A 22,397-nucleotide genomic window follows, 5' to 3' on the forward strand; every position below is an offset into this window, starting at 1 on the left:
GATGGCAACGACACCATTTGGGAAGACGCCCCGGCCCGGCGCTTCGTTCCCCGGCCGGCCGCGGCCCGCCCCGTACGCGGGCACGACGGCGCCCCGTCCGGCGCCGGGAGGCGCGGGGGACGGAGCGAACTGCCGGGCCGGCGTCAGCGCTTGGCGACGAAGACGTGCTGCGCGATGTCGGACTCCAGCTCGGCCGCCTCGCCGCTGCTGCCGACCTGGATGGCACCGGCCGAACCGTTGGTGACGCTGACGACCGCGCCCGGCTGCACGCCCGCCCTGCGGAGCGTGTACATCAACTGCGCGTCCATCTGGATCGGCTCACCGATGCGGCGGACGACGACCGTCTTGCCGTCGGCGCCCGGGTCCAGCTCGCCGAGGCTCACCATGCCCTCGTCCAGGAACGGGTCGGCCTGGGCCTTCTCCCCGAGCTCCTCCAGACCGGGGATCGGGTTGCCGTACGGCGACTCCGTCGGGTGCCGCAGCAGCTCCAGCACGCGGAGCTCGACCGCCTCGCTCATCACGTGCTCCCAGCGGCAGGCCTCGGCGTGCACCTGCTCCCACTCCAGGCCGATGACGTCGACTAGCAGGCACTCGGCGAGCCGGTGCTTGCGCATGACCCGGCGGGCCAGCCTGCGGCCCTCGTCCGTCAGCTCCAGGTGCCGGTCGCCGGCGACCGTGACCAGGCCGTCGCGCTCCATGCGGGCCACCGTCTGGCTGACCGTCGGACCGCTCTGGTCGAGGCGTTCCGCGATCCGGGCACGCATGGGCACCACACCTTCCTCCTCCAGCTCCAGGATGGTGCGGAGATACATCTCCGTGGTGTCGATCAGTCCGGACATGCGTGCCCCTAGTCAGCTCGTGCGGTGGCCCTGTGCTCAATTCTGACGCATCGCGCCGACAACCGTGCCCTCCCGGCGGCTGCGCACCCTTGACAGGCCACTGGTCCAGACCTCACCGTGATCGCGGCGATACGCCGGGCAGCGCCGCCCCACCGGCTGCCCCTCCCCCGCACGAGTCCCGACGCGAGAGGCCGCGCATGAGTGCGAACACGCCAGCCGGTGATTTCCTCGACGCAGCGATCGGGCTGCTGCGGCAGGTCAGGGACGGTGAGGGCGGGAACATCGCCGCGGCCGCCACCGCCGTCGCGGACGCCGTCGCCGGCGAGGGCCGGGTCTTCGCCTACGGCGCCGGGCACTCCTCGCTGCCCGCGCAGGACGTCGTCTACCGCGCGGGCGGCCTGGCCGTGATGAACCTGCTGACCGTCCCCGGCGTCGTCGGGGTGGACGTCCGCCCCGCCACTCTGGGCAGCGCGCTGGAGCGCGTCGACGGGCTGGCCGCGACGGTGCTCGACTGCAGCCCCGTGCGCGCGGGCGACGTGCTGTTCGTCATCTCCCTCTCCGGCCGCAACCCGCTGCCCGTCGAGATGGCGATGAACGCGCGGGCCCTGGGCGTGACCGTCGTCGGCGTCACCTCGGCCGCGTACGCGGAGGCCACCAAGTCCCGGCACCGGACGGGGACTTTCCTCAAGGACCACTGCGACGTGGTGATCGACAGCCGGATCGCGGTGGGCGACGCCGAGCTCACCTCGGACGGCATCGCCGCCCCCTACGCACCCGCCTCCACCGTCGTGACCAGCGCCCTCATGCAGGCGGTCGTGGCCACCGCGGCGCGGGAGCTCACCGAGCGCGGCATCGACCCGCCGCTGCTCCGCTCCGGCAACGTCGACGGCGGCCACGAGTGGAACGACCACGTGATGACCACCTACGCGGACCGGATCTTCTACCGCTGATCCGGTCGGTCGGCCGGGTGGGCGCGGGCCAGGTCGACGGCGGCCGCCACCCGGACGGCGACGTCCTCCGCGTACGCCGTGTCCCGGCGGTCGAAGGGGCGGCGGGCCGGGCCGCGCAGGAAGGTGACCACGCCCAGCGTCCGGCCCCGGCTGCGCAGCACCGCGCACAGTCCGTGCACCGTGCCCTCCGGCCACTTCCGCGCCGCCGCCCAGCCCGGCGCCGTCCGCGCCTCCTGCCCGCTGCCCGGGCTCGCGCCGGAGCGGACGGAGGTGCCGCGCTCGGCGGCCAGCAGCGCCGGGTGCCCCTGCCCGTAGCCGACGGGGATGCCGCCGCACACGCCGGAACCGGTCACCGGCGACGCGGCGCCCGGCGCGGCCGCAGGCGTCGCCACCGCGCGCACCAGCCGGGACGCGCCCGCGCCGGGCAGCGTGAGGTCGAGCAGCGCGTGGTCGGCGAAGCCGGCGAGCGCGAAGTCGAGGTGGACCGTCGCCGCCTCCATCGGGTCCTCGCACTCGGCGGCCGCCCGGGCCGCGCGGTGCAGCTGGTTGTCGCGGAAGCGGAGCCGCGCGGTCTCCTGTTCGGCCTGCTTGGCGTCCGTGACGTCCTGGAAGAGCCAGGCCACGCCGAGCGGAACCGGCTCCTCCGACAGCGGGGAGGCCAGCCGCAGGAAGCCGCTGCGCCAGCAGCGCCGCCCGCCCTCGGGCGCGGGGCCTTCGTCCGCCGCGCCCTGTCCTCCGGCGCGCGCACCGGAGCGGCCGCGGCGCCGTGCCTCGCCGCCGCGGGGCTGCCCGGTCCGGCCGCGCGGGGCTTCGGGGTCCTCGGCTGAGGGGTCGGCCGCGGGCAGGGTCAGCCAGAGCTCGGCGGGGGCCGGCGGGGCGCCCTCGGCCAGGACGTGCTGGAGCGCGCCCTCCAGCTCCTCCCGCCCCTGGCCGAAGAGTTCACCGAGCGGCTGCCCCAGCAGCTCGGTCCTGGTGCGGCGGAAGGCGCGTACCGCGTGCGCGTTGGCGACGACGGGGCGCAGGTCGGCGTCGACGACGACCACGCCCCAGGGCGCGTCCTCCAGCAGCGCCTCGCTGAGCGCGACGGAACGCTCCAGATCGGTCTGCGCGTGGATGTCGCTGAAGGCGCAGTAGACGCCGTGCGCGCCGCCGTCTGCGCCGGCGACCCCGGCCGACTGGACCCGGACGAGCACCCGGCCGCCGTCCTTCGTCAGCAGCGCGGCCTCGTGCACCTCGCGGCCGCTGGTGCCCAGGGCGCCGAGCAGGCGGGCCTCGGTCTCCTCCGCGTCGGCGGGGCGTACGGCCCAGCCCGCGAGGCCCTTGCGGCCCACGGCGTCGTCGGCCGTCCAGCCGAGGATGCGTTCCGCCTCGCGGTTCCAGTGCGTGACGACGCCGTCCGCGTCGAAGGCGCACAGGGCCGCGTCCATGCCGTCGAGGAGGGCGGCGAGCAGGAGTCCGTCGTCGGGCCCGTCCCGCTCGCCGGATTCCTCCCGGCCGTCGGGCCCGCCGCCTTCGGCTCCGCTGCCGTCGCCCTCGGAGGACGACTGTGCGTGTGTTCTGGGTCGCGTGGTCACCTGTGGCACCCCCTGCGCACAACGCGCTGCGTACTGCGGCTTGTTGCTGCCCTCGCGGCCGTCCGGCCGCATCCGTATTCAACGCGAACGTGACCCAGTGCACAGCGCGTTCAACCAAATCGTTGCCGCCCCGAAATTCGCTTGCGGCCGCTTCGGCACCTGCCTAGCGTCGGGGGTACACGGGAAAGGAGGTGATCCGGCTGATGAAGAACGACCGGACGCGTGAGGTGGCTGCGGCCTAGAGCCGTCGACGCCACTGTGTGACGCCGGTTCGCCGGCCGAATTTCCAGCAGTCACCCGGCCCGCGGGCTCGTCGGACTCGTCCGACCGGCGCCCCTCGCACCAGGCGAGGGGAGCAGCCCGCGGGCCGTTTCCGTGTCTTCTCCCGTTACGGGCAGAGACGTTCCGTGCGCCAGCCGTCGTCACCGCGGACATAGCGGAGCCGGTCGTGCAGCCGGTTCTCCCGGCCCTGCCAGAACTCCACCGTCTCCGGCGCCACCCGGAAGCCGCCCCAGGCCGGCGGCGCGGGCACGTCCTCGCCCTCCGGGTAGCGCGCGACGAGGTCCGCGTAGAGGCGGTCCAGTTCCTCGCGGGAGGAGAGGACGGCGGACTGGTCGCTGGCCCAGGCCCCGAGCTGGGAGCCGTGCGGGCGGGTGCGGAAGTAGGCGGCCGTCTCGTCCCTGCCGGTCTTCTCCACCCGGCCCGAGATGATCACTTGGCGGGCGATGCCGTGCCAGGGGAAGAGCAGCGAGGCGTACGGGTTGGCCTCCAGCTCGCGGCCCTTGCGGGAGCCGTAGTTCGTGAAGAAGACGAAGCCGCGCTCGTCGTACTGCTTGAGCAGCACGGTGCGGGAGCTGGGGCGGCCCTCGGCGTCGGCCGTGGAGACGACCATCGCGTTGGGCTCGTGCAGACCGCTCCCGGTGGCGTCCGCGAGCCAGCGCGCGAACTGGGCGTACGGGTCGGGGGCGAGGTCCGCCTCCAGGAGCCCGTCCGCGCGGTAACTGGCGCGCATGGTGGCCGGGTCGAGGGTGGTTCCGGCAGGCGGGGTGCCGGGGGTGGTGCCGCGCGGAGCGGCGGAGGACGAGCGGGGGTGGGCGTCGCGGGGACCGGTGCGGGCGGCGTCGTCAGCGTGGGGCACGCGCACATCTTGCAGCATCCGCGGAGGGCCACGGGCGATCATCAGCTGATGTGCGCCCGCGGACCAGCGGCTGTTCCGCCCGGCTTCACCGCTCGGTCCGCGGCCCGTTCACCGGCCGCCCGCGCGGGGCCGGGGCACGGCGGCGGACGGAGCGCGGGGCGATCCGGCAGGAAACCAGACAGAAGGCCGTGCTCAGCCGCCGGACGGGAGGCCCGAGGGGTGGTGACGGCGGCTCGGGAGCGCCCTGCGGTGCGGCCTGATCCCTGTCCGAAAGCAACCGGATCGTGCCGCGGAATGTGCCCGATCTCACGCGCGTCCCGCATGTGGCGAACCCGGTGAAATCACCTTCAGCGCTGCCGTGACCTGCTCGCATGCGGGGTTATCGTCGCCGGGAGCGGGCCGGATGACTTCCGGCCGCACGGGGCATGACCCGAGTGACGGCACGGTCCGCGAGCACGGGATTCCGAGCGCGATCCGACAGCGGAGTCGGTGGGCGTTCGAGAAGTCCACGAGCCGGGGAACCGTTCCGGCACAGTCCTTGAAGCAGCATTCGGCAGCAGACCCGGCCGCGCGAGGCCCTGGATCCCCTCCAGCGGACCCCGCGGGCCGCCCGTCGTCCGCACGCGGTGGGGCCGTCCCCTCGCCCGCACGCGGGTGGGGCTGCCGTCAACTACACGAGGGAGCCGCCTGATGTCCGACTTCGTACCCGGGCTCGAGGGAGTCGTCGCGTTCGAGACGGAGATCGCCGAACCCGACAAGGAAGGCGGCTCGCTCCGCTACCGAGGCGTGGACATCGAGGATCTGGTGGGCCACGTCTCCTTCGGGAACGTGTGGGGCCTGCTGGTGGACGGCGGGTTCAACCCGGGCCTGCCGCCCGCCGAACCGTTCCCCATTCCCGTGCACTCCGGGGACATCCGGGTGGACGTCCAGTCGGCGCTGGCGATGCTGGCCCCCGTCTGGGGCCTCCGGCCGCTCCTCGACATCGACGAGCAGCAGGCGCGCGACGACCTGGCGCGCGCCGCGGTGATGGCCCTGAGCTACGTCGCGCAGTCGGCGCGCGGGCAGGGGCTGCCGATGGTGCCGCAGCGGGAGATCGACAAGGCGGACACCGTCGTCGAGCGGTTCATGCGGCGCTGGCGGGGCGAGCCCGACCCGAAGCACGTCGCCGCGGTGGACGCGTACTGGACGTCAGCCGCCGAGCACGGCATGAACGCCTCCACCTTCACCGCGCGGGTGATCGCCTCCACCGGGGCGGACGTGGCGGCCGCGCTGTCCGGCGCGGTCGGCGCGATGTCGGGGCCGCTGCACGGCGGGGCGCCCTCCCGGGTGCTCGGGATGATCGAGGAGATCGAGCGGACCGGGGACGCCAAGGCGTTCGTGAAGCGGCAACTGGACCGGGGCGAGCGGCTGATGGGCTTCGGGCACCGGGTGTACCGCGCGGAGGACCCGCGCGCCCGGGTGCTGCGGCGCACCGCGAAGGAGCTGGGCGCCCCGCGTTACGAGGTGGCCGAGGCGCTGGAGCAGGCGGCGCTGGAGGAGCTGCACAACCGGCGTCCCGACCGGGTGCTGGCGACGAACGTGGAGTTCTGGGCGGCGATCACGCTGGACTTCGCGGAGGTCCCGGCGCACATGTTCACGTCGATGTTCACCTGCGCCCGCACCGCCGGCTGGTCCGCGCACATCCTGGAACAGAAGCGCACCGGCCGCCTGGTACGCCCCTCGGCCCGCTACACCGGCCCCGGCACCCGCGACCCCCGCGACATCGAGGGCTACGGCACCGCCCACCACTGACGCGCCCCACAAGGGGCGCGGGGAACTGCGCGAACGACCCCGACGCTCCGGCGGTCGGAGACGTACGGGAAGGGGCAGCACAGCCCCCGGTGCAGAACAGGCACCCCGCACCGGGGGCTGGCGAGCGCCGGCTAAGCGTGTGGCGACAGGACCTGTTCGACCGTCCGCGCCCACGCGTCCAGGACGCGTTCCCGCCGGGCGCTGTCGTCCGTGAGGAGGTTGGCCAGGCCCAGCCCGCGCGCCATGTCGAGCAGCCCCTGCACCGTCTCCCGCACCCCGGGCACCCCCTCGTCCGCGCCGAGCAGTTCGACCGCCATGCGGTGCGTCTCGCGGCCGATCCTGGCCTCCAAAGCGGTCACCCGCGGCCCCAGTTGGGGCTCGTGGGACGCCGCCACCCACAGCTGGAGCGCCGCCCGGAACAGTGGCCCGGTGTAGAGGCCGACGAGGATGCCGACCGCGGACCGGGTGCCTTGGGGCTGCGGCAGGGCCAGCAGCGCCTTGGACCGCTCCTCCGCCACGTACTCGACGGCGGCGGTGAACAGGTCCTCGCGGGTGGGGAAATGGTGCTGTGCCGCGCCGCGCGAGACCCCGGCGTGCTCGGCGACGACCGTCACCGTGCTGCCGGTCCATCCGTGCTCGGCCAGGCAGGTCACCGCCGACTCCAGCAGCCGCCGTCGGGTGGCCCTGCTGCGGTCCTGCCGGGGCGGGCCGCCGCGCACGTTCACTGCACCCATGCGGGATCCCGTCGTTCGAGGAATGCGGTCATGCCCTCGCGGGCCTCCTCGGAGGCGAACAGCCGCGCGGACAGTTCCGCGAGGTTACCGGTGTCCCGGTCGAAGCCCGCCAGCACCTCCCTGGTCACCAGCCGTTTCGAGGCCGCGAGGCCCTGCGGCGAACCGCGCCGCAGGCCGTCCAGCACGGGTGCCAGGAGCGCGTCCGGGTCCTCGCCCGCGAGGGTCACCAGCCCGATGCGGGCCGCCTCGGCCGCGTCGAAGCGCTCGCCCGTGAGGTAGTAGCGGGCGGCGGCGCGGGGTTCCAGGCGGGGCAGCAGCGGGAGGGAGATGACGGCGGGCGCGACGCCGATCCGGGCCTCGGTGAACGCGAAGGTGGCCCCCGGTCCGGCGACGGAGATGTCGCAGGCCCCGAGCAGCCCGGTGCCCCCGGCGCGTACGTGTCCTGTGGTGCGGCCGATGACGGGCTTGGGGAGTTCCACGACGGCGCGGAGCAGCGCGGCGAGGTCCTCGGGGGTGCCGCTGCCCTCGCGCAGGTCGGCGCCCGCGCAGAAGGTGTTGCCGGTGTGGGTGAGCAGGACCGCGCGGACGGTGTCGTCCTCGGCGGCGGTGCGCAGCGCGGTGTGGAGCTCGGCGACGAGACGGGCGGAGAGCGCGTTCCGGTTGTGCGGCGAGTCCAGCGTCAGGGTGGTGACGCCGCGCGCGTGCCCGGTGCGTACCAGCGGCTGCTCGTCCTGGGTCTCCGTCACGTCCTGGGTCCTCTCGTGGGGTGCGTGAGCGCCGGGGCGGGGTGCGGGACGGGCCCGCACCCCGCGTCCGGTTCCGGTCAGTGGGTGTGGCGGGACGCGGCCTCCCGGTCGCGCAGTTCGCGGCGGAGGATCTTGCCGCTGGCCGCGCGCGGCACGGCGTCGACGAACTCCACCAGGCGCACCTTCTTGTACGGGGCGACCCTGGCGGCGACGTACTCCAGGACGTCGGCCGCGCCGAGCGGGGGACCGTCCGTCCCGGCGGCGCCGCGGACCACGAACGCCTTGGGCACCTCGTTGCCCTCGGCGTCCTGGACCCCGATGACGGCCGCGTCCGCGATCTCCCGGTGGGTGAGCAGCACGGCCTCCAGGTCGGCGGGCGCCACCTGGTAGCCCTTGTACTTGATCAGCTCCTTGACCCGGTCGACGACGAACAGCCAGCCGTCCTCGTCGACGCGTCCCACGTCGCCGGTGCGCAGCCAGCCGTCCTCGTCGACCATGGCGGCGGTCTCCCCCGCGCGGCCCAGGTAGCCCTTCATCACCTGCGGCCCGCGGAAGAGGAGTTCGCCCTCCTCGCCGGGGCCGAGGTCGCGGCGCGCGGGTCCTGCGGACGGCTCGCCGGGCTGCCCGGCGTGGTCGGTGACGAGGTCGCCGGCGAGGTCGAGCCCCGGGTCGCGGGCGAGGACGCTGTCGCCGAGCACCCCGGAGCGCACGGCACCGTCCTCCGCCACGGCGACGACCCGCATCTCGGTGCCGGGCAGCAGCTTGCCGACGGTTCCGGGCGGCGGGTTCTCCGCCGCGCGCGGGACGACGTGGGTGCCGGGCGACAGTTCCGTCATGCCGTACGCCTGCAGGACGGTCTTCAGGCCGAGGCGCCGCGCGCAGGCCCCGGCCAGTCCGGCGTCCAGCGGCGCGGCGGCGCTCACCAGGTACTCCAGTGAGGACAGGTCGTAGCGGTCGACGGCGGCGTGCTTGGCGAGGGCCAGCACGATGGGCGGTGCCACGTAGACGGCGTTCACCCGGTGCTGCTCGATCGCGCCGAGGAAGGTGTCCAGGTCGAAGCTGGGCAGGACGACGACCGTGGCGCCGGTGCGCAGCGGCGCGTTCATCAGCGCCGTGAGCCCGTAGATGTGGAAGAAGGGCAGCACCGCGAGCACCGTGTCGCCGGGGCCGCTGGGGACGAGGGGCTCCAGCTGGGCCAGGTTGGTGGCGATGCTGCGGTGGGTGAGCATCACGCCCTTGGGCGCTGCGGTGGTCCCCGAGGAGTACGGCAGCACGGCCACCTCGCCCGGGTCGACGGCGAGTCGGGGCACGGGCGCGGTGGACTCCCACAGGTCGCGCACGGACCGGTACCCCTCGGCCCGGTCGCAGACGAAGATCTCCCGGATGCCGGACGGCGCCCCGCCGCGCCCGCCCTCCGCCGTCGCGGCACGGACGGTGTCGAGCAGCGGCGAGACGGTGACGATCCAGCGGGCGCCCGAGTCGCCCAGCTGGCGGGCGAGTTCGCCGGGTGTGGCCAGCGGGTGGACGAGGGTGACGACGGCGCCGGCGCGGGTCGCGCCGTAGAACACGGCGGGGAAGTCGGTGGAGTTGGGGCTGTGCAGGGCGAGGACGTCGCCCCGCTCCAGGCCGGCCTCGGTCAGCGCGGCGGCGATCCGGCGTGCGCGGTCGTCGAGTTGCGCGTAGCTGACGCTCGTCCCGTCGCGGCCGTCGACCAGCGCGGGCCGGGTACCGTGCTCGGCCGCCGACCTGCCGAGCACGGCCTCGTGGATGGGCAGGTCGACGACGGGGACGTCGGCGTACTCACTGCGGAACACCATCTCGCTGCGGATCACCATGCGAACCTCCCGGGGGAAGACGACGGACGGGGGACGAGCGGCTGCGGCGTGCGCGGGTGCCGCAGTGGTGAGGTGATGCCCACTCTCCGGCCGCCGACAGCCCCCGGGAGACGGTCAGTAGGACTTGGGGAGTCCGAGCGTCTGGTGCGAGACGTAGTTGAGGATCATTTCCCGGCTGACGGGGGCGATCCGGGCCACCCGCGCCGCCGTGATCATCCGGGCCAGCCCGTGCTCCCGGGTGAGGCCGTTGCCGCCGAGGGTGTGCACGGCCTGGTCGACGGCCTTCACGCACGCCTCACCGGCCGCGTACTTCGCCATGTTGGCCGCCTCGCCCGCGCCCGCGTCGTCGCCCAGGTCGTACAGCCGGGCCGCCTTGCCCGTCATCAGCCGGGCCAGTTCCAGGTCGATGTGGGCCTGCGCGAGCGGGTGGGCGATGGCCTGGTGGGCGCCGATGGGCTCCTTCCACACCTGGCGGGTGCGGGCGTAGTCGACGGCCTGTTCCAGCGCGTAGCGGCCCATGCCGAGCGCGAAGGCGGCGGTCATGACGCGTTCCGGGTTGAGGCCGGCGAACAGCTGGAGCAGGCCCGCGTCCTCGTCGCCGACGAGCGCCCCGGCGGGCAGCCTGACGTCGTCCAGGACGAGTTCGAACTGCTTCTCCGGGGCGTTGACCTCCATGTCGATGCGGTTGCGGGCGAAGCCCTCGGCGTCCCGGTCCACGATGAACAGGCAGGGCTTGAGCCTGCCGGTGCGGGCGTCCTCGGTGCGGCCGACGATCAGGGTGGCGTCGGCGATGTCGACGCCGGAGACGAAGACCTTGCGGCCGGTCAGCAGCCAGTCGGTGCCGTCCCTGCGGGCGGTGGTGGTGATGCGGTGCGAGTTGGAGCCCGCGTCCGGTTCGGTGATGCCGAAGGCCATCTTGCGGCTGCCGTCGGCCAGTCCGGGCAGCCAGGTCCGCTTCTGTTCCTCGGTGCCGAAGCGGGCGATGACGGTGCCGCAGATCGCGGGCGAGACGACGAGCATCAGCAACGGGCAGCCCGCGGCGCCCAGTTCCTCCAGGACGATGGAGAGCTCGGTGATGCCGCTGCCGCCGCCCCCGTACGCCTCGGGCAGGTTGACGCCGAGGTAGCCGAGCTCGGCCGCCTCCCGCCACAGCGCGTCGGTGTGCTTGCCGTCCTCGACGACGCCCTCGAAGTAGGTGCGTCCGTACCGCGCGCCCAGGGCCGCGACGGCCGCGCGCAGGGCGCGCTGTTCCTCGGTCTCCAGCGGGGCAGTGCTCATGCCGACTCCTTCGGTGACGGTGGGGATTCCGTGCTGTGCCGGGGCTGTTCAGCCCTGCGCGCCGTCCTCCGTGACGACGGCGAGGAGGGTGCCGAGTTCGACCTGGCGGCCCGGGACGGCCTCCAGGGCGGTGAGGGTGCCGGAGGCGGGGGCGACGACCTTGTGCTCCATCTTCATCGCCTCCAGCCAGAGCAGCGGTTGGCCCGCGCGCACGGCGTCCCCGACGGTCAGCCCCTCGGCGACGCGGACGACGGTGCCCGGCATGGGCGCCAGCAGCGACCCGGGTTCGGTGGCGGCGCCGGGCTCCCGGAGCCGGGGCAGCGCGGTGAACGCGTGCGCCCCGAGCGCCGAGTCCACGTGCACGCGCTCTTCCCCGCGCCCCGGCGCCGGGTAGCGCGCGACGGTGAACTCACGGCGTACGCCGTCCAGTTCGCAGACCACCCGCTCCGGGGTGGACTCCAGCAGCCGTACGCCGGGCAGCCCTTCGGCGTGCAGGCCGTCCCGGGTCAGCCAGTAGCGGACCTCCGTCTCCTCGCCGTCGGGCTCCGTCCGGTAGGTCTTCACCTGCGGCTGGGAGGGCACGTTCCGGAAGCCGCCGAAGCGGCCGGCCGGGGTGGCACGGCGCGCGGCCGCGTCCGCGAGCGCCGCCGCGAGCGCCGACGCCTCCCGCGCGCGGCCGCCCGACCGGTCGGCTGGAGCGGTGAGTTCGGCGAGGTGGCGGTCGTAGAAGCCGGTGTCGACACGCCCTGCGGCGAAGTCGGGGTGCCGCAGGGAGCGCAACAGCAGCTCGCGGTTGGTGACGGGGCCGTGGATGCGGGCGGTCTCCAGGGCGTGCGCCAGGGAGCGGACGGCCTCGGCGCGGGTGGGTGCCCAGGAGACGAGCTTGGCGAGCATCGGGTCGTAGTGCGGGGTGATCTCGTCACCGCCGGTGACGCCGCTGTCGAGCCGGACGTCGCCGGGGACGTCGAGCAGGTGCAGGGTGCCGGTCTGCGGCTGCCAGTCGCGCGCGGGGTCCTCGGCGTACAGCCGGACCTCGACGGCGTGGCCGCGCGGCCCGGGCGGCCCGGCCGGGTCCAGCGGGGCGCCTTCCGCGACGCGGATCTGCTCGGCGACCAGGTCCAGCCCGTACACCCGCTCCGTGACGGGGTGTTCGACCTGGAGGCGGGTGTTCATCTCCAGGAAGTACGCGGCGTCGCCGGTGACCAGGAACTCGACCGTGCCCGCGCCCCGGTAGTCCACGGCGCGCGCCGCCTGCACGGCGGCCTCGTGCAGGGTGGTGCGCAGTCCGGCGGCGAGGCCGGGGGCCGGGGCCTCCTCGACGACCTTCTGGTGACGGCGTTGCAGCGAGCAGTCGCGGGTGCCCAGCGCCCACACGGTGCCCTGCCCGTCCGCGAGGACCTGCACCTCGACGTGCCTGCCGCGCTCCACGTACGGCTCGACGAAGACCTCGCCGTCGCCGAAGGCGGACGCGGCCTCGGCGCGGGCCGCCGCGATCTCGCCCTCCAGCAGGCCGAGTTCGCGGACCACCCGCATCCCGCGCCCGCCGCCGCCGGAGGCCGCCTTGACCAGCAGCGGGAGCTGCGCGGCCGTGACCTCCCCGGGGCGCACGGGCTCCAGCAGCGGAACCCCGGCACCGGCCATGATCCGCTTGGCGCGGGTCTTGGACGCCATGGCCTCGATCGCCTCGGGGGACGGGCCGATCCACACCAGCCCCGCCTCCTGGACGGCGCGCGCGAAGCCGGCGTTCTCGGAGAGGAAGCCGTACCCGGGGTGCACGGCGTCGGCCCCGGCCTCCAGCGCGGCCTTCACCACCAGGTCGCCGCGCAGATAGGTGTCGGCGGGCGCGTCGCCGGGGAGCCGGACGGCCGCGTCGGCCTCGCGTACGTGGGCCGCGGTGGCGTCGGCGTCCGAGTGGACGGCGACGGTGGCGATGCCCATGCGCCGGCAGGTGGTGAAGACGCGCCGGGCGATCTCGCCCCGGTTGGCGACCAGTACGGAATGGATCATGCGTAGCCCCTCGTCCCGCCCCGTTCCCGCTGCTGTGTGCCGCGTCATCTCCCGCCTCACATCCGGAAGATGCCGAAGCCGCCGCGCGCGCCCTCGACGGGTGCGGTGTGGACGGCGGAGAGGCACAGGCCGAGGACGGTGCGGGTGTCGCGCGGGTCGATGACGCCGTCGTCGTAGAGCCGTCCGGAGAGGAAGGCGGGCAGGGACTCGGCCTCGATCTGCTCCTCGACCATGGCCCGCAGTCCGGCGTCGGCCTCCTCGTCGAAGGGTTTGCCCTTCGCGGCCGCCGACTCCCGCATCACGATCGACAGGACCCCGGCCAGTTGCTGCGGCCCCATGACAGCCGACTTGGCGCTCGGCCAGGCGAACAGGAAGCGCGGGTCGTAGGCCCGTCCGCACATGCCGTAGTGGCCCGCGCCGTAGCTGGCGCCCATCAGGACGGAGAGGTGCGGCACCTTCGAGTTGGAGACCGCGTTGATCATCATCGAGCCGTGCTTGATGATGCCGCCCTGCTCGTACTCCGTGCCGACCATGTAGCCGGTCGTGTTGTGCAGGAACAGCAGCGGGACGTCCCGCTGGTTCGCCAGCTGGATGAACTGGGTGGCCTTCTGCGACTCCTGGCTGAACAGCACGCCCTGCGCGTTGGCCAGGATGCCCACGGGGTAGCCGTGCAGCCGGGCCCAGCCGGTCACCAGGCTCGCCCCGTACAGCGGCTTGAACTCGTCGAAGTCCGAGCCGTCGACGATGCGGGCGATGACCTCGCGCGGGTCGAAGGGGACCTTCAGGTCGCCGGGGACGATCCCGAGCAGCTCCTCCTCGTCGTACAGCGGCGGCTGGACGCCGGCCGGGTCCGGATCGGGCTGCGCCTTGCGCCAGTTGAGCCGGGAGACGACCCGGCGGGCCTGGCGCAGCGCGTCCGGCTCGTCCTGCGCGAAGTAGTCGGCGAGCCCGGAGGTGCGGGCGTGCATCCCGGCGCCGCCCAGCTCCTCGTCGTCGGCCTCCTCGCCGGTGGCCATCTTCACCAGCGGCGGCCCGCCGAGGAAGACCTTGGCGCGCTCCTTGACCATGATCACGTGGTCGGACATGCCGGGGATGTACGCGCCGCCCGCCGTGGAGTTCCCGAACACCACGGCCAGCGTGGGGATTCCGGCCTCCGACAGCCGGGTGATGTCCCGGAACAGGGCACCGCCCGGAATGAAGATCTCCTTCTGGCTGGGCAGGTCCGCGCCGCCGGACTCGACGAGACTGATGCACGGCAGCCGGTTCGCGTACGCGATCTCGTTCGCGCGCAGCGCCTTCTTCAGCGTCCACGGATTGCTCGCGCCGCCCCGGACGGTGGGATCGTTCGCGGTGATCAGGCACTCGACGCCCGCCACCACCCCGATGCCCGTCACCAGCGAGGCGCCGACGGTGTAGTCGCTCCCCCAGCCCGCGAGCGGCGAGAGCTCCAGGAACGGCGTGTCCGGGTCGAGCAGGAGCTCGATCCGCTCCCGCGCGGTCAGCTTCCCGCGCCCCCGGTGCCGCTCGACGTACTTCTCGCCGCCGCCCGCGACCGCCTTCCGGTGCTCCGTCTCCAGCTCGTCGAGCCGGGCGAGCATCGACGCGCGGTGCGCGGTGAAGTCCTCGGCCGCATCAGCCCGTCCGGCATCCAGTTCCGACCGCAGCACGGTCACAGCAACAACCCCTCCGGTATGTCGGCATGGCGGGAGCGCAGCCACTCCCCCAGCGCCTTGGCCTGCGGATCGAAACGGGCCTGCGCGGCGACGCCCTCGCCCAGCAGCCCCTCGACGACGAAGTTCAGCGCCCGCAGCCCCGGCAGGACGTGCCGGGTGACGGGCAGGCCGGCCGTCTCGGGCAGCAGCAGGCGCAGCCGGTCGACGGTCAGCTCGTGCACCAGCCAGCGCCACACGTCCTCGTCGCCGTCCCGCGCCCACACCCCGACGTTCGCGCTGCCGCCCTTGTCCCCGCTGCGGGCCCCGGCCACCTCACCGAGCGGCGCCCGCCGCGTCCTGCCGGGCGGCAGAGGCTCCGGCAGCGCGGGCTCCGGCACCTCCGCGAGCCGCCTGGTCTCCTTCACGGGCAGGACGTCGATCCGCGCACCGTCCGGCAGCACCGCCGTGTGCGGCACCTCGGCCGCGTCCAGCCGGTGCGCCTCGAACACGCCGTACGGGGCGCCCTTCGCGGGCGGCGCGGTGACGTGGAAGCCCGGGATGCTGGCCAGCGCGAGCTCCACCGCCGCGCCGCTGACGGTGCGGCCCACCGTCTCCTGGTCGGCGTCCCGCACCACCATCCGGAGCAGCGCACCGGCCTCCTCCTGGACGTCGGCGTCGCTCCGCCCGGTACGGGCCAGGTCCCAGCGCACCTCGCGGGGACGGCGCTCCGCGCGCTCGAACGCGTCCTCCATCTGCTGCCGCAACAGGTCCGCCTTGGCGTCGATGTCCAGACCCGTCAGCACGAACACGACCTCGTTGCGCCAGCCGCCCAGCCGGGTGCAGCCCACCTTCAGCTCGGGCGGCGGCGCCTCGCCCCGCGTCCCCTCGATCCGCACCCGGTCGGGCCCCTCCTGCGCGAGCCGTACGGTGTCCAGCCGCGCCGTCACGTCCGGGCCCGGGTAGCGCGCGCCGCCCGTCTCGTACAGCAGCTGCGCGGTGACCGTGCCGACGGTGACGGCGCCGCCCGTCCCGGGGTGCTTGGTGACGACGCAGGAGCCGTCGGCGGCGATCTCGGCGAGGGGGAAGCCGGGACGGCGGACGTCCACGCCGTCCCGCACGAACAGCGCGTAGTTGCCGCCCGTCGCCTGCGCCCCGCACTCCAGCACGTGCCCGGCGACGACGGCGCCCGCCAGCGCGTCCCGGCCCGCCGGATCGTCCGGGCTCCAGCCGAAGTGCGCCGCGGCCGCGCCCGTGACCAGCGCCGCGTCCGTCACCCGCCCCGTCACGACGACGTCGGCGCCGGCGCGCAGACAGGCGGTGATGCCGCCGCCGCCCAGATAGGCGTTCGCGGTCAGGACGCCCTCGCCCCACGCGCCGCGGCCGAGCACGTCGTCGCCCTCCACGTGCGCCACCCGCGCGGGCACACCGACCCGCTCGCTCAACTCCCGTACGGCCTCCGCGAGTCCGGCCGGATTCAGACCGCCCGCGTTGACGACGAGCGCGACGCCGCGGTCCCGGGCCAGCCCGAGGGAGGTCTCCAGCTGCCGCAGGAAGGTGCGCGCATAGCCGCGCGCCGGGTCCTTCAGCCGGTCCCGGCCGAGGATCAGCATCGTCAGCTCGGCCAGGTAGTCACCGGTCAGCACGTCCAGCGGGCCGCCGGTGAGCATCTCCTCCATGGCACTGAAACGGTCACCGTAGAAGCCGGAACAGTTGCCGACGCGCAGGGTTTCCGCCTGGACCGGGGCGCTCACGCGGCGTCCCCCTCGGCGGGCCGGCGGCCCTCGCCGGGCGGTCCGGCGAACGCCTGGGCGAGGGTCAGCCACTGCTCGGCCTGGGGCCCCTCGGCGCGGAGGTGTGCGTCGGCGCGGTGCAGGCGCTGGGTGACCAGGCGGCAGAAGTCGGCGCCCTCACCCGTCACCCGCTGCTCCGCGTCCTCCGGCCCGTACGTCCACAACCCGCCGTCCGGAGCGGTGAGTTCCACCCGGAACGGGGCCGCGGGCGGCTCCAGGCCGTGCACGCCGAAGGCGAAGTCACGGGTCCGCACCCCGAGCCGGGCCACATGCCGCAGCCGGACGGTCGGCGCGCGCCGTACGCCCAGCGCGGCGGCGACGTCCTCGCCGTGCGCCCAGGTCTCCATCAGGCGCGCGGTCGCCATCGAGACGGCGCTCATCGGCGGCCCGTACCAGGGGAGCTTGCCGTCGAAGTGCGCCAGCACGTCCGCCAGTTCACGGCGGCCGTGACGCCAACGCGCGAGCAGCTCGTGCGCCGGGAGCGCGGCGAGGCGCTCCGCGCCCTCGTCCACGAAGGTGTGCGGTGCGCGGGCCGCGTGCTCCAGACCGCGCCGGAACGCGGGTTCGTCGGTGGCGGCCAGGAGCGCCTGCTCGTCCGTCCACAGCAGGTGGGCGATCTGGTGCGCGACGGTCCAGCGCGGCGCCGGGGTCGGCAGGCGCCAGCCCTTCCCGTCCAACCCGCCCACGAGCCCGTCGAGTTCCGCACCCTCGTCCCGGAGATCCGCCAGTACGGCCTCCGTCACCCCGGCGTCCGCCATGCCGCGCTCCCGTCATCCGTCACGCTCGTGCCGACGAGAGTGGCAGCACACCGAAAAACAAGCAAGCATGCTTGCACGATAATTTCCGGCCAGAGGACGGGAGTTGGGGCGCCCGGCGCCCCGAAAAGGGGCGCGGGGAACTGCGCGAACGGCCACGGCGGTGGGGTGGCCCGGTGACGGCATGGAGCACCCCGCGCCGGGGCTGAGGCGCTGCGCTTGCCAGCCCTGCGCCTAAGGCGCAGACCTCCCAAGCGGGGCGAGCCCGCGAAAAGGGGCGCGGGGAACTGCGCAAAACCCCGGCCACGAAGCACCCGCACCCCGAGAAGCGGGGCGCCCCTACCCCTCCAGCCCGTCGGCCAGCAGCTCCGCCAGGTGGCGCGCGGAGGCGCCGCCGAGCTGGTGGAGCTGGGTGCGGCAGGAGTACCCGTCGGCGAGGAGCCGAACGGCAGGATCAGAGGCGCGTGCCGCGCGCACCGCCGGGAGGAGCTGGTCCTCGGCGCAGGCGGCGGAGACCTCGTAGTGGCCGGCCTCGAAGCCGAAGTTGCCCGCGAGCCCGCAGCAGCCCTTGGTCAACTCACCGGAGAGTCCGGCCCGTTCACGCAGCCGCCGGTCCGCGTCCTCGCCGAGGACGGCGTGCTGGTGGCAGTGCAGCTGCCCGGCGACGGACGCGTCGATCCGGGGCGGCTCCCAGTCGGGCGCGTGCTCCTCCAGGGTCTCCGCGAAGGTCCGCACGGAGTCGGCGAGCCGCCGGGCGCGCGGGTCGTCGCCGAGGAGTTCGGGCAGGTCCGTCTTGAGCGCGGCGGCGCACGGGGGTTCCAGGACGGAGACGGGGAGCCCGGCATCGAGCGCGGGCTCGATGCGGTCGAGGGTGCGGCGCATGACCGTGCGCGCCTGGTCGAGCTGCCCCGTGGAGACGTACGTCAGGCCGCAGCACACCTGCTTCGGCGGCACCACGACGCGCAGCCCCGCGTCCCGGTACACCCGCACGGCGGCCGAACCGGCCTCCGGGGACAGGTAGTTGGTGAAGGTGTCGGGCCACAGCACGACCCGCTTCCCTCCCTCGCGCCCCGCCGCACGCCCCCGCGCCCGCCACCAGCGGGTGAACGGGACCGGGGCCACCGGCGGAATGTCCCGTTCGGGTGCGAGGCCCGCGAGCCGTTTGGCCACCGCGGCCAGCGGGCCGACGCGCGCCCCCGCGTTCAGCAACGGCACCGCCCGGCTCGCGGCCGCCAGCCGCAGCCACTGGGGCAGCCGCCCCATCGCGTAGTGCGCCATGGGACGGCGGCGCCCCTCGTAATGGTGGTGCAGGAACTCGGCCTTGTACGTCGCCATGTCCACCCCGACGGGGCAGTCGCTGCGGCACCCCTTGCAGGACAGGCACAGGTCGAGCGCCTCGCGCACCTCCTCCGAGCGCCAGCCGTCCGTCACCACCTCGCCCGCGAGCATCTCGTGCAGCAGCCGGGCGCGGCCGCGCGTCGAGTGCTGCTCCTCGCCCGTCGCGCGGAAGGAGGGGCACATCACGCCCGAACCCGCGTCGGTGTTGCGGCACTTGGCGACGCCGACGCAGCGCCGCACGGCCGCCGAGAAGTCCCCTCCGTCGTGCGGGTAGCCGAACTCGACGTCCACGGGGCGGCGCGGGAGGGGCGCGAAACGCAGGTTCTCGTCCATCCGGGCCGGGCGGACGAGCATGCCCGGGTTGAGGCCGCCCGCCGGGTCCCACAGATCCTTGAACCGGCCGAAGAGGGCCACCATCTCGTCCCCGTACATCTTCGGCAGCAGCTCGGCGCGCGCCTGACCGTCGCCGTGCTCGCCGGAGAGGGAGCCGCCGTGCGCGACGACGACGTCCGCGAGGTCGTGGCTGAACTCCCGGAAGCGGCGGATGCCCTCCTGGCCCAGCAGGTCGAAATCGATGCGGACGTGGATGCAGCCGTCGCCGAAGTGCCCGTACGGCAGGCCCCGGAGGCCGTACTCGCGCAGCAGCGCCCGGAAGTCCTTGAGGTACGCGCCGAGTCGGGGCGGCGGGACCGCGCAGTCCTCCCAGCCCGGCCACGCCTCGCTGCCGTCCGGCATCCGGGTCGCCGTGCCCGAGGCGTCCTCCCGGACCCGCCACAGCGCGCGCTGCTCCCCCGGCTCGGCCAGCAGCGCGGAACCGGTCGTTCCGTCGGCCGCCGCGCGGCGCAGCGTCTCGGCGCGGGCGCGGGCCTCGGCCGCGTCCTCCCCGCCGACCTCGACGAACAGCCAGGCGCCGCCGCGCGGGAGGGCCGACCTGGCCGCGTCGGACACCAGGTCGTTGGCCATGCCCTCGACGGTCAGCGGACCGTACGGCAGCAGTCCCGCCGCCGCCTCGGCGGCCGCGCTCTCGTCCGCGTACCCGAGCACCGCCAGCACCCGCGCGCCCGGCGTGCGCACCAGGCCGACGCGCGCCCGCGTGAGCACGCCCAGGGTGCCCTCGCTGCCGGTGAAGGCGCGGGCCCAGTCCTCGCCCTTCTCGGGCAACAGCTCGTCCAGCGCGTAGCCGGAGATCCGGCGCGGCAGTTCGGGGAAACCCGTGCGCAGCCTTGCCAGTTCGCCCTGGACGAGGGCGCGGGCCCCCTCGCGCAGCCGCGCCGGCACGCCCTCGCCGCCGGGCGCCAGGAGCGCGCGCTCCCCGGCGTGCGTGAGCACCTCCAGCTCGCGCACGTTGTCGGCCGTGGTGCCCCAGGCGACGGAGTGCGAGCCGCAGGAGTTGTTGCCGATCATGCCGCCGAGGGTGCAGCGGCTGTGCGTGGACGGGTCGGGGCCGAAGGTCAGCCCGAAGCGGGCCGCCTCGTCCCGGAGCCGGTCGAGGACCACGCCGGGCTGGACGAGCGCCGTCCGGGACTCCGGGTCGACGGACTCGACGGCGTTCATGTGCCGGGTGAAGTCCAGGACGACGCCGGTGCCGGTGGCCTGGCCCGCGATGGACGTCCCCGCGCCGCGCGCCAGCACCGGGACGCCCTCCTCACGGCAGGCGGCGAGGGTCGCCGCCACGTCGTCGGCGTCGCGCGGGGCGACGACGCCGACGGGGACGCGGCGGTAGTTGGAGGCGTCCATGGTCATCAGCGCGCGGTCGGCGGTGCCGAACTCGACCTCGCCGCGCACGCTTTCCCGCAGCCTGCGCTCCACGTCCCGGGGCGCGCTGTGTGCGTCTTCGTCTGCCATGCGGCCCAGCGTGCCTGCGGGGGCGGGTGCGCGTCAGTACCCACACCGGGGGGTGCGCCCTGGTTTTTCGGGTGCGGGGACGTCGTGGCTCGGGCCTTTTGCGCAGTTCCCCGCGCCCCTTTTCGGGGCCCGCCCCCGCTTCTCGGGCCCGCCCCGCTTGGGAGGTCTGCGCCTCAGGCGCAGGGCTGGCAAGCGCAGCGCCCACCCCGGCGCGGGGTGCTCCATGCCGTCACCGGGCCACCCCGTACGTCGTGGCCGGTCGCGCAGTTCCCCGCGCCCCCGACGGGGCGATCCTCCCCGTGCCCCCAAGACGGAGCGCACGTCTCGGCGCGTGGACCCCTGTACCGCCGGGGCCGGGTCACGGGCTAGGCTGCCCGGCGTGGCTGATCTCCAGATTCCCGCAGACATCAAGCCCGCCGACGGTCGGTTCGGCTCGGGCCCGTCCAAGGTGCGTACGGAGGCGCTGAGCGCCCTGGCTGCCACCGGTACCTCACTCCTCGGCACGTCCCACCGCCAGGCCCCGGTCAAGAACCTGGTCGGCAAGGTGGTCGACGGCGTGAAGGAGCTGTTCCAGCTGCCCGAGGGCTACGAGGTGGTCATGGGCAACGGCGGCTCGACCGCCTTCTGGGACGTGGCGACGCACGGTCTGATCGACTCCACCTCCCAGCACCTCTCCTTCGGCGAGTTCTCCTCGAAGTTCGCGAAGGCCGCCAAGCAGGCGCCGTGGCTGGGCACCCCCTCCGTGATCGAGTCCGAGCCGGGCACGCACCCGACGGCGAAGGCCGAGGCCGGCGTCGACGTGTACGCGTTCACCCACAACGAGACCTCGACCGGTGTCGCGATGCCGCTGCGCCGCGTCGAGGGCGCCGACAGCGGCTCGCTCGTCCTCGTCGACGCGACGTCCGGCGCGGGCGGCCTGCCCGTCGACATCAGCGAGACGGACGTCTACTACTTCGCGCCGCAGAAGTCCTTCGCGGCGGACGGCGGCCTGTGGATCGCCGTGTTCTCCCCGGCCGCGATCGAGCGCGCCGAGCGGATCGCCGCCTCGGACCGGCACATCCCGGCCTTCTTCGACCTGAAGACCGCGATCGACAACTCCCGCAAGAACCAGACGTACAACACCCCCGCGCTCACGACCCTTTTCCTGCTGAACGACCAGCTGGAGTGGATCAACGGCCAGGGCGGTCTGGACTGGGCCGTGCGCCGCACCGCCGCCTCCTCCGGCGCGCTGTACGGCTGGGCCGAGGAATCCAAGTACGCGGCCCCGTTCGTCGCCGACCCGGCGCAGCGCTCGCAGGTCGTCGGCACGATCGACTTCAACGACGACATCGACGCCGCGGCCGTCGCCAAGACGCTCCGCGCCAACGGCATCGTCGACACCGAGCCGTACCGCAAGCTGGGCCGCAACCAGCTGCGGGTGGCGATGTTCCCGGCGGTCGAGCCCGCCGACGTCGAGGCGCTCACCAAGTGCGTCGACTACGTGATCGAGAACCAGTGACCGCCTGAGCGGACCACTGGCCGAGCGGGCCCGGACGACCTTGAGTCCGGGCCCGTTTCGCGTTTCCGCATGACGGGTACCGGCCCGCCCATGACCACTCCTTCCACCGGGCTCCGGCTCTTCGCCCGGGAGAAGCGCGTACGCCTGACCACCTACGAGCCGAACGGCGAGCCCGTCGGCGGCCCCTCGCCGATCGCCGTCGAGGGCGACCGCGCGTACGTCCGCACCTACGGGCGGGCGAAGCGGAACGGGCGGCTCGACCGGTACCCGGAGGTGGAGATCGCCCCCGCCTCGCTCGGCGGGACGCCGACCGGGGCGCCGATGAAGGCGCGTGCCCGGCGGCTGCACGGCGAGGAGTCGCGGCATGCGGCGATGCTGCTGGCGCGTAAGCAGCCGCTGTTGCAGGGGGTCGCGGTTCCGCTGGGGTATGCGTTGATGCTCGACTCGACGGTGCACTATGAGCTGCGGCTCGTGGGGGAGTAGGCCCCTTCGGGGCCGCTTGCCGTTTCCTGGGGTGCCCCTTCTTGTGCGTCGCGGGGTGCGGGTGCGTCGTGGCCCAGGTTTTCGCGCAGTTCCCCGCGCCCCTTTTTCGCGGGCCCGCCCCGCTTGGGAGGTCTGCGCGTAGGC

At 74.3% G+C, this 22,397-nt stretch carries 16 protein-coding genes; 4 read left to right on the forward strand and 12 right to left on the reverse strand.

The annotated features are described in order from the left end of the window. Positions 1-143: 143 nt before the first annotated feature. Complete coding sequence (locus HCC30_RS27240) at positions 144-839, reverse strand: metal-dependent transcriptional regulator (RefSeq protein ID WP_169445575.1); 696 nt, start codon at positions 837-839, stop codon at positions 144-146. A gap of 197 nt (positions 840-1,036) precedes the next feature. Between HCC30_RS27240 and HCC30_RS27245 the strand changes: the two genes are divergently transcribed. Continuing rightward, positions 1,037-1,789: an SIS domain-containing protein gene (locus HCC30_RS27245; protein WP_169445576.1), complete on the forward strand. Its 753-nt coding sequence runs from the start codon at positions 1,037-1,039 to the stop codon at positions 1,787-1,789. On the opposite strand, the gene HCC30_RS27250 is transcribed toward HCC30_RS27245, so the two are convergent. After that, positions 1,780-3,240, reverse strand: coding sequence for a PAS domain-containing protein (locus HCC30_RS27250; RefSeq protein ID WP_277348093.1), 1,461 nt, complete (start codon positions 3,238-3,240; stop codon positions 1,780-1,782). The genes HCC30_RS27245 and HCC30_RS27250 overlap by 10 nt on opposite strands. A gap of 511 nt (positions 3,241-3,751) precedes the next feature. After that, positions 3,752-4,375 (reverse strand): pyridoxamine 5'-phosphate oxidase, encoded by a 624-nt coding sequence (gene pdxH / locus HCC30_RS27255; protein ID WP_169445595.1) that lies wholly within the window; start codon positions 4,373-4,375, stop codon positions 3,752-3,754. 816 nt (positions 4,376-5,191) lie between these two features. On the opposite strand from pdxH, the gene HCC30_RS27260 reads away from it, so the two are divergent. Further along, positions 5,192-6,292, forward strand: coding sequence for a citrate synthase 2 (locus HCC30_RS27260; protein WP_169445578.1), 1,101 nt, complete (start codon positions 5,192-5,194; stop codon positions 6,290-6,292). Positions 6,293-6,423: 131 nt separating this feature from the next. Here HCC30_RS27260 and HCC30_RS27265 read toward each other — a convergent pair whose 3' ends face one another. From HCC30_RS27265 to HCC30_RS27305, 9 genes are all read right to left on the reverse strand, one after another. Continuing rightward, positions 6,424-7,026, reverse strand: a complete 603-nt coding sequence (locus HCC30_RS27265) for a TetR/AcrR family transcriptional regulator (protein WP_169445579.1) — start codon at positions 7,024-7,026, stop codon at positions 6,424-6,426. Further along, complete coding sequence (locus HCC30_RS27270; RefSeq protein WP_169445580.1) at positions 7,014-7,772, reverse strand: enoyl-CoA hydratase family protein; 759 nt, start codon at positions 7,770-7,772, stop codon at positions 7,014-7,016. The genes HCC30_RS27265 and HCC30_RS27270 overlap by 13 nt, the downstream gene beginning before the upstream one ends. Before the next feature lie 77 nt (positions 7,773-7,849). Next, the gene (locus HCC30_RS27275) at positions 7,850-9,589 is read right to left on the reverse strand and encodes an AMP-binding protein (RefSeq protein ID WP_169445596.1); all 1,740 of its coding nucleotides are present in this window, start codon (positions 9,587-9,589) and stop codon (positions 7,850-7,852) included. Between the two features lie 132 nt (positions 9,590-9,721). Further along, on the reverse strand, positions 9,722-10,885 hold the full coding sequence (locus HCC30_RS27280) for an acyl-CoA dehydrogenase family protein (RefSeq protein ID WP_169445581.1): 1,164 nt from the start codon (positions 10,883-10,885) through the stop codon (positions 9,722-9,724). Between the two features lie 48 nt (positions 10,886-10,933). Next, positions 10,934-12,892 (reverse strand): biotin carboxylase N-terminal domain-containing protein, encoded by a 1,959-nt coding sequence (locus HCC30_RS27285; RefSeq protein WP_169445582.1) that lies wholly within the window; start codon positions 12,890-12,892, stop codon positions 10,934-10,936. A gap of 56 nt (positions 12,893-12,948) precedes the next feature. Further along, positions 12,949-14,565 (reverse strand): carboxyl transferase domain-containing protein, encoded by a 1,617-nt coding sequence (locus tag HCC30_RS27290; protein WP_346776836.1) that lies wholly within the window; start codon positions 14,563-14,565, stop codon positions 12,949-12,951. Beyond that, positions 14,562-16,295: an acyclic terpene utilization AtuA family protein gene (locus HCC30_RS27295; protein WP_346776837.1), complete on the reverse strand. Its 1,734-nt coding sequence runs from the start codon at positions 16,293-16,295 to the stop codon at positions 14,562-14,564. Before HCC30_RS27295 ends, HCC30_RS27290 begins: the two co-directional genes overlap by 4 nt. Then, positions 16,292-17,092 (reverse strand): TIGR03084 family metal-binding protein, encoded by an 801-nt coding sequence (locus HCC30_RS27300; protein ID WP_169445584.1) that lies wholly within the window; start codon positions 17,090-17,092, stop codon positions 16,292-16,294. The genes HCC30_RS27295 and HCC30_RS27300 overlap by 4 nt, the downstream gene beginning before the upstream one ends. Positions 17,093-17,428: 336 nt before the next feature. Next, a complete protein-coding gene (locus HCC30_RS27305) occupies positions 17,429-20,272 on the reverse strand; it encodes an FAD-binding and (Fe-S)-binding domain-containing protein (RefSeq protein ID WP_169445585.1) in 2,844 nt (947 codons plus the stop codon). Positions 20,273-20,651: 379 nt separating this feature from the next. Between HCC30_RS27305 and serC the strand changes: the two genes are divergently transcribed. After that, a complete protein-coding gene (gene serC / locus HCC30_RS27310) occupies positions 20,652-21,770 on the forward strand; it encodes a phosphoserine transaminase (protein WP_169445586.1) in 1,119 nt (372 codons plus the stop codon). A 90-nt stretch (positions 21,771-21,860) separates the two neighbouring features. Continuing rightward, positions 21,861-22,253 carry a hypothetical protein gene (locus tag HCC30_RS27315; RefSeq protein WP_169445587.1) on the forward strand — a complete coding sequence of 131 codons (393 nt, stop codon included), beginning with the start codon at positions 21,861-21,863 and terminating at the stop codon, positions 22,251-22,253. Positions 22,254-22,397: the final 144 nt, after the last annotated feature.

Source organism: Streptomyces sp. HNM0574, from assembly GCF_012726235.1.
Classification (GTDB): Bacteria; Actinomycetota; Actinomycetes; order Streptomycetales; family Streptomycetaceae; genus Streptomyces.

Excerpts from the sequence above, each read along its gene's own strand:
- HCC30_RS27240 (WP_169445575.1), bottom strand. The coding sequence starts at position 839 with ATGTCCGGACTGATCGACACCACGGAGATGTATCTCCGCACCATCCTG.
- HCC30_RS27245 (WP_169445576.1), top strand. The coding sequence starts at position 1,037 with ATGAGTGCGAACACGCCAGCCGGTGATTTCCTCGACGCAGCGATCGGG.
- pdxH (WP_169445595.1), bottom strand. The coding sequence starts at position 4,375 with ATGCGCGCCAGTTACCGCGCGGACGGGCTCCTGGAGGCGGACCTCGCC.
- HCC30_RS27260 (WP_169445578.1), top strand. The coding sequence starts at position 5,192 with ATGTCCGACTTCGTACCCGGGCTCGAGGGAGTCGTCGCGTTCGAGACG.
- HCC30_RS27265 (WP_169445579.1), bottom strand. The coding sequence starts at position 7,026 with ATGGGTGCAGTGAACGTGCGCGGCGGCCCGCCCCGGCAGGACCGCAGC.
- HCC30_RS27275 (WP_169445596.1), bottom strand. The coding sequence starts at position 9,589 with ATGGTGTTCCGCAGTGAGTACGCCGACGTCCCCGTCGTCGACCTGCCC.
- HCC30_RS27280 (WP_169445581.1), bottom strand. The coding sequence starts at position 10,885 with ATGAGCACTGCCCCGCTGGAGACCGAGGAACAGCGCGCCCTGCGCGCG.
- HCC30_RS27285 (WP_169445582.1), bottom strand. The coding sequence starts at position 12,892 with ATGATCCATTCCGTACTGGTCGCCAACCGGGGCGAGATCGCCCGGCGC.
- HCC30_RS27300 (WP_169445584.1), bottom strand. The coding sequence starts at position 17,092 with ATGGCGGACGCCGGGGTGACGGAGGCCGTACTGGCGGATCTCCGGGAC.
- HCC30_RS27305 (WP_169445585.1), bottom strand. The coding sequence starts at position 20,272 with ATGGCAGACGAAGACGCACACAGCGCGCCCCGGGACGTGGAGCGCAGG.
- HCC30_RS27315 (WP_169445587.1), top strand. The coding sequence starts at position 21,861 with ATGACCACTCCTTCCACCGGGCTCCGGCTCTTCGCCCGGGAGAAGCGC.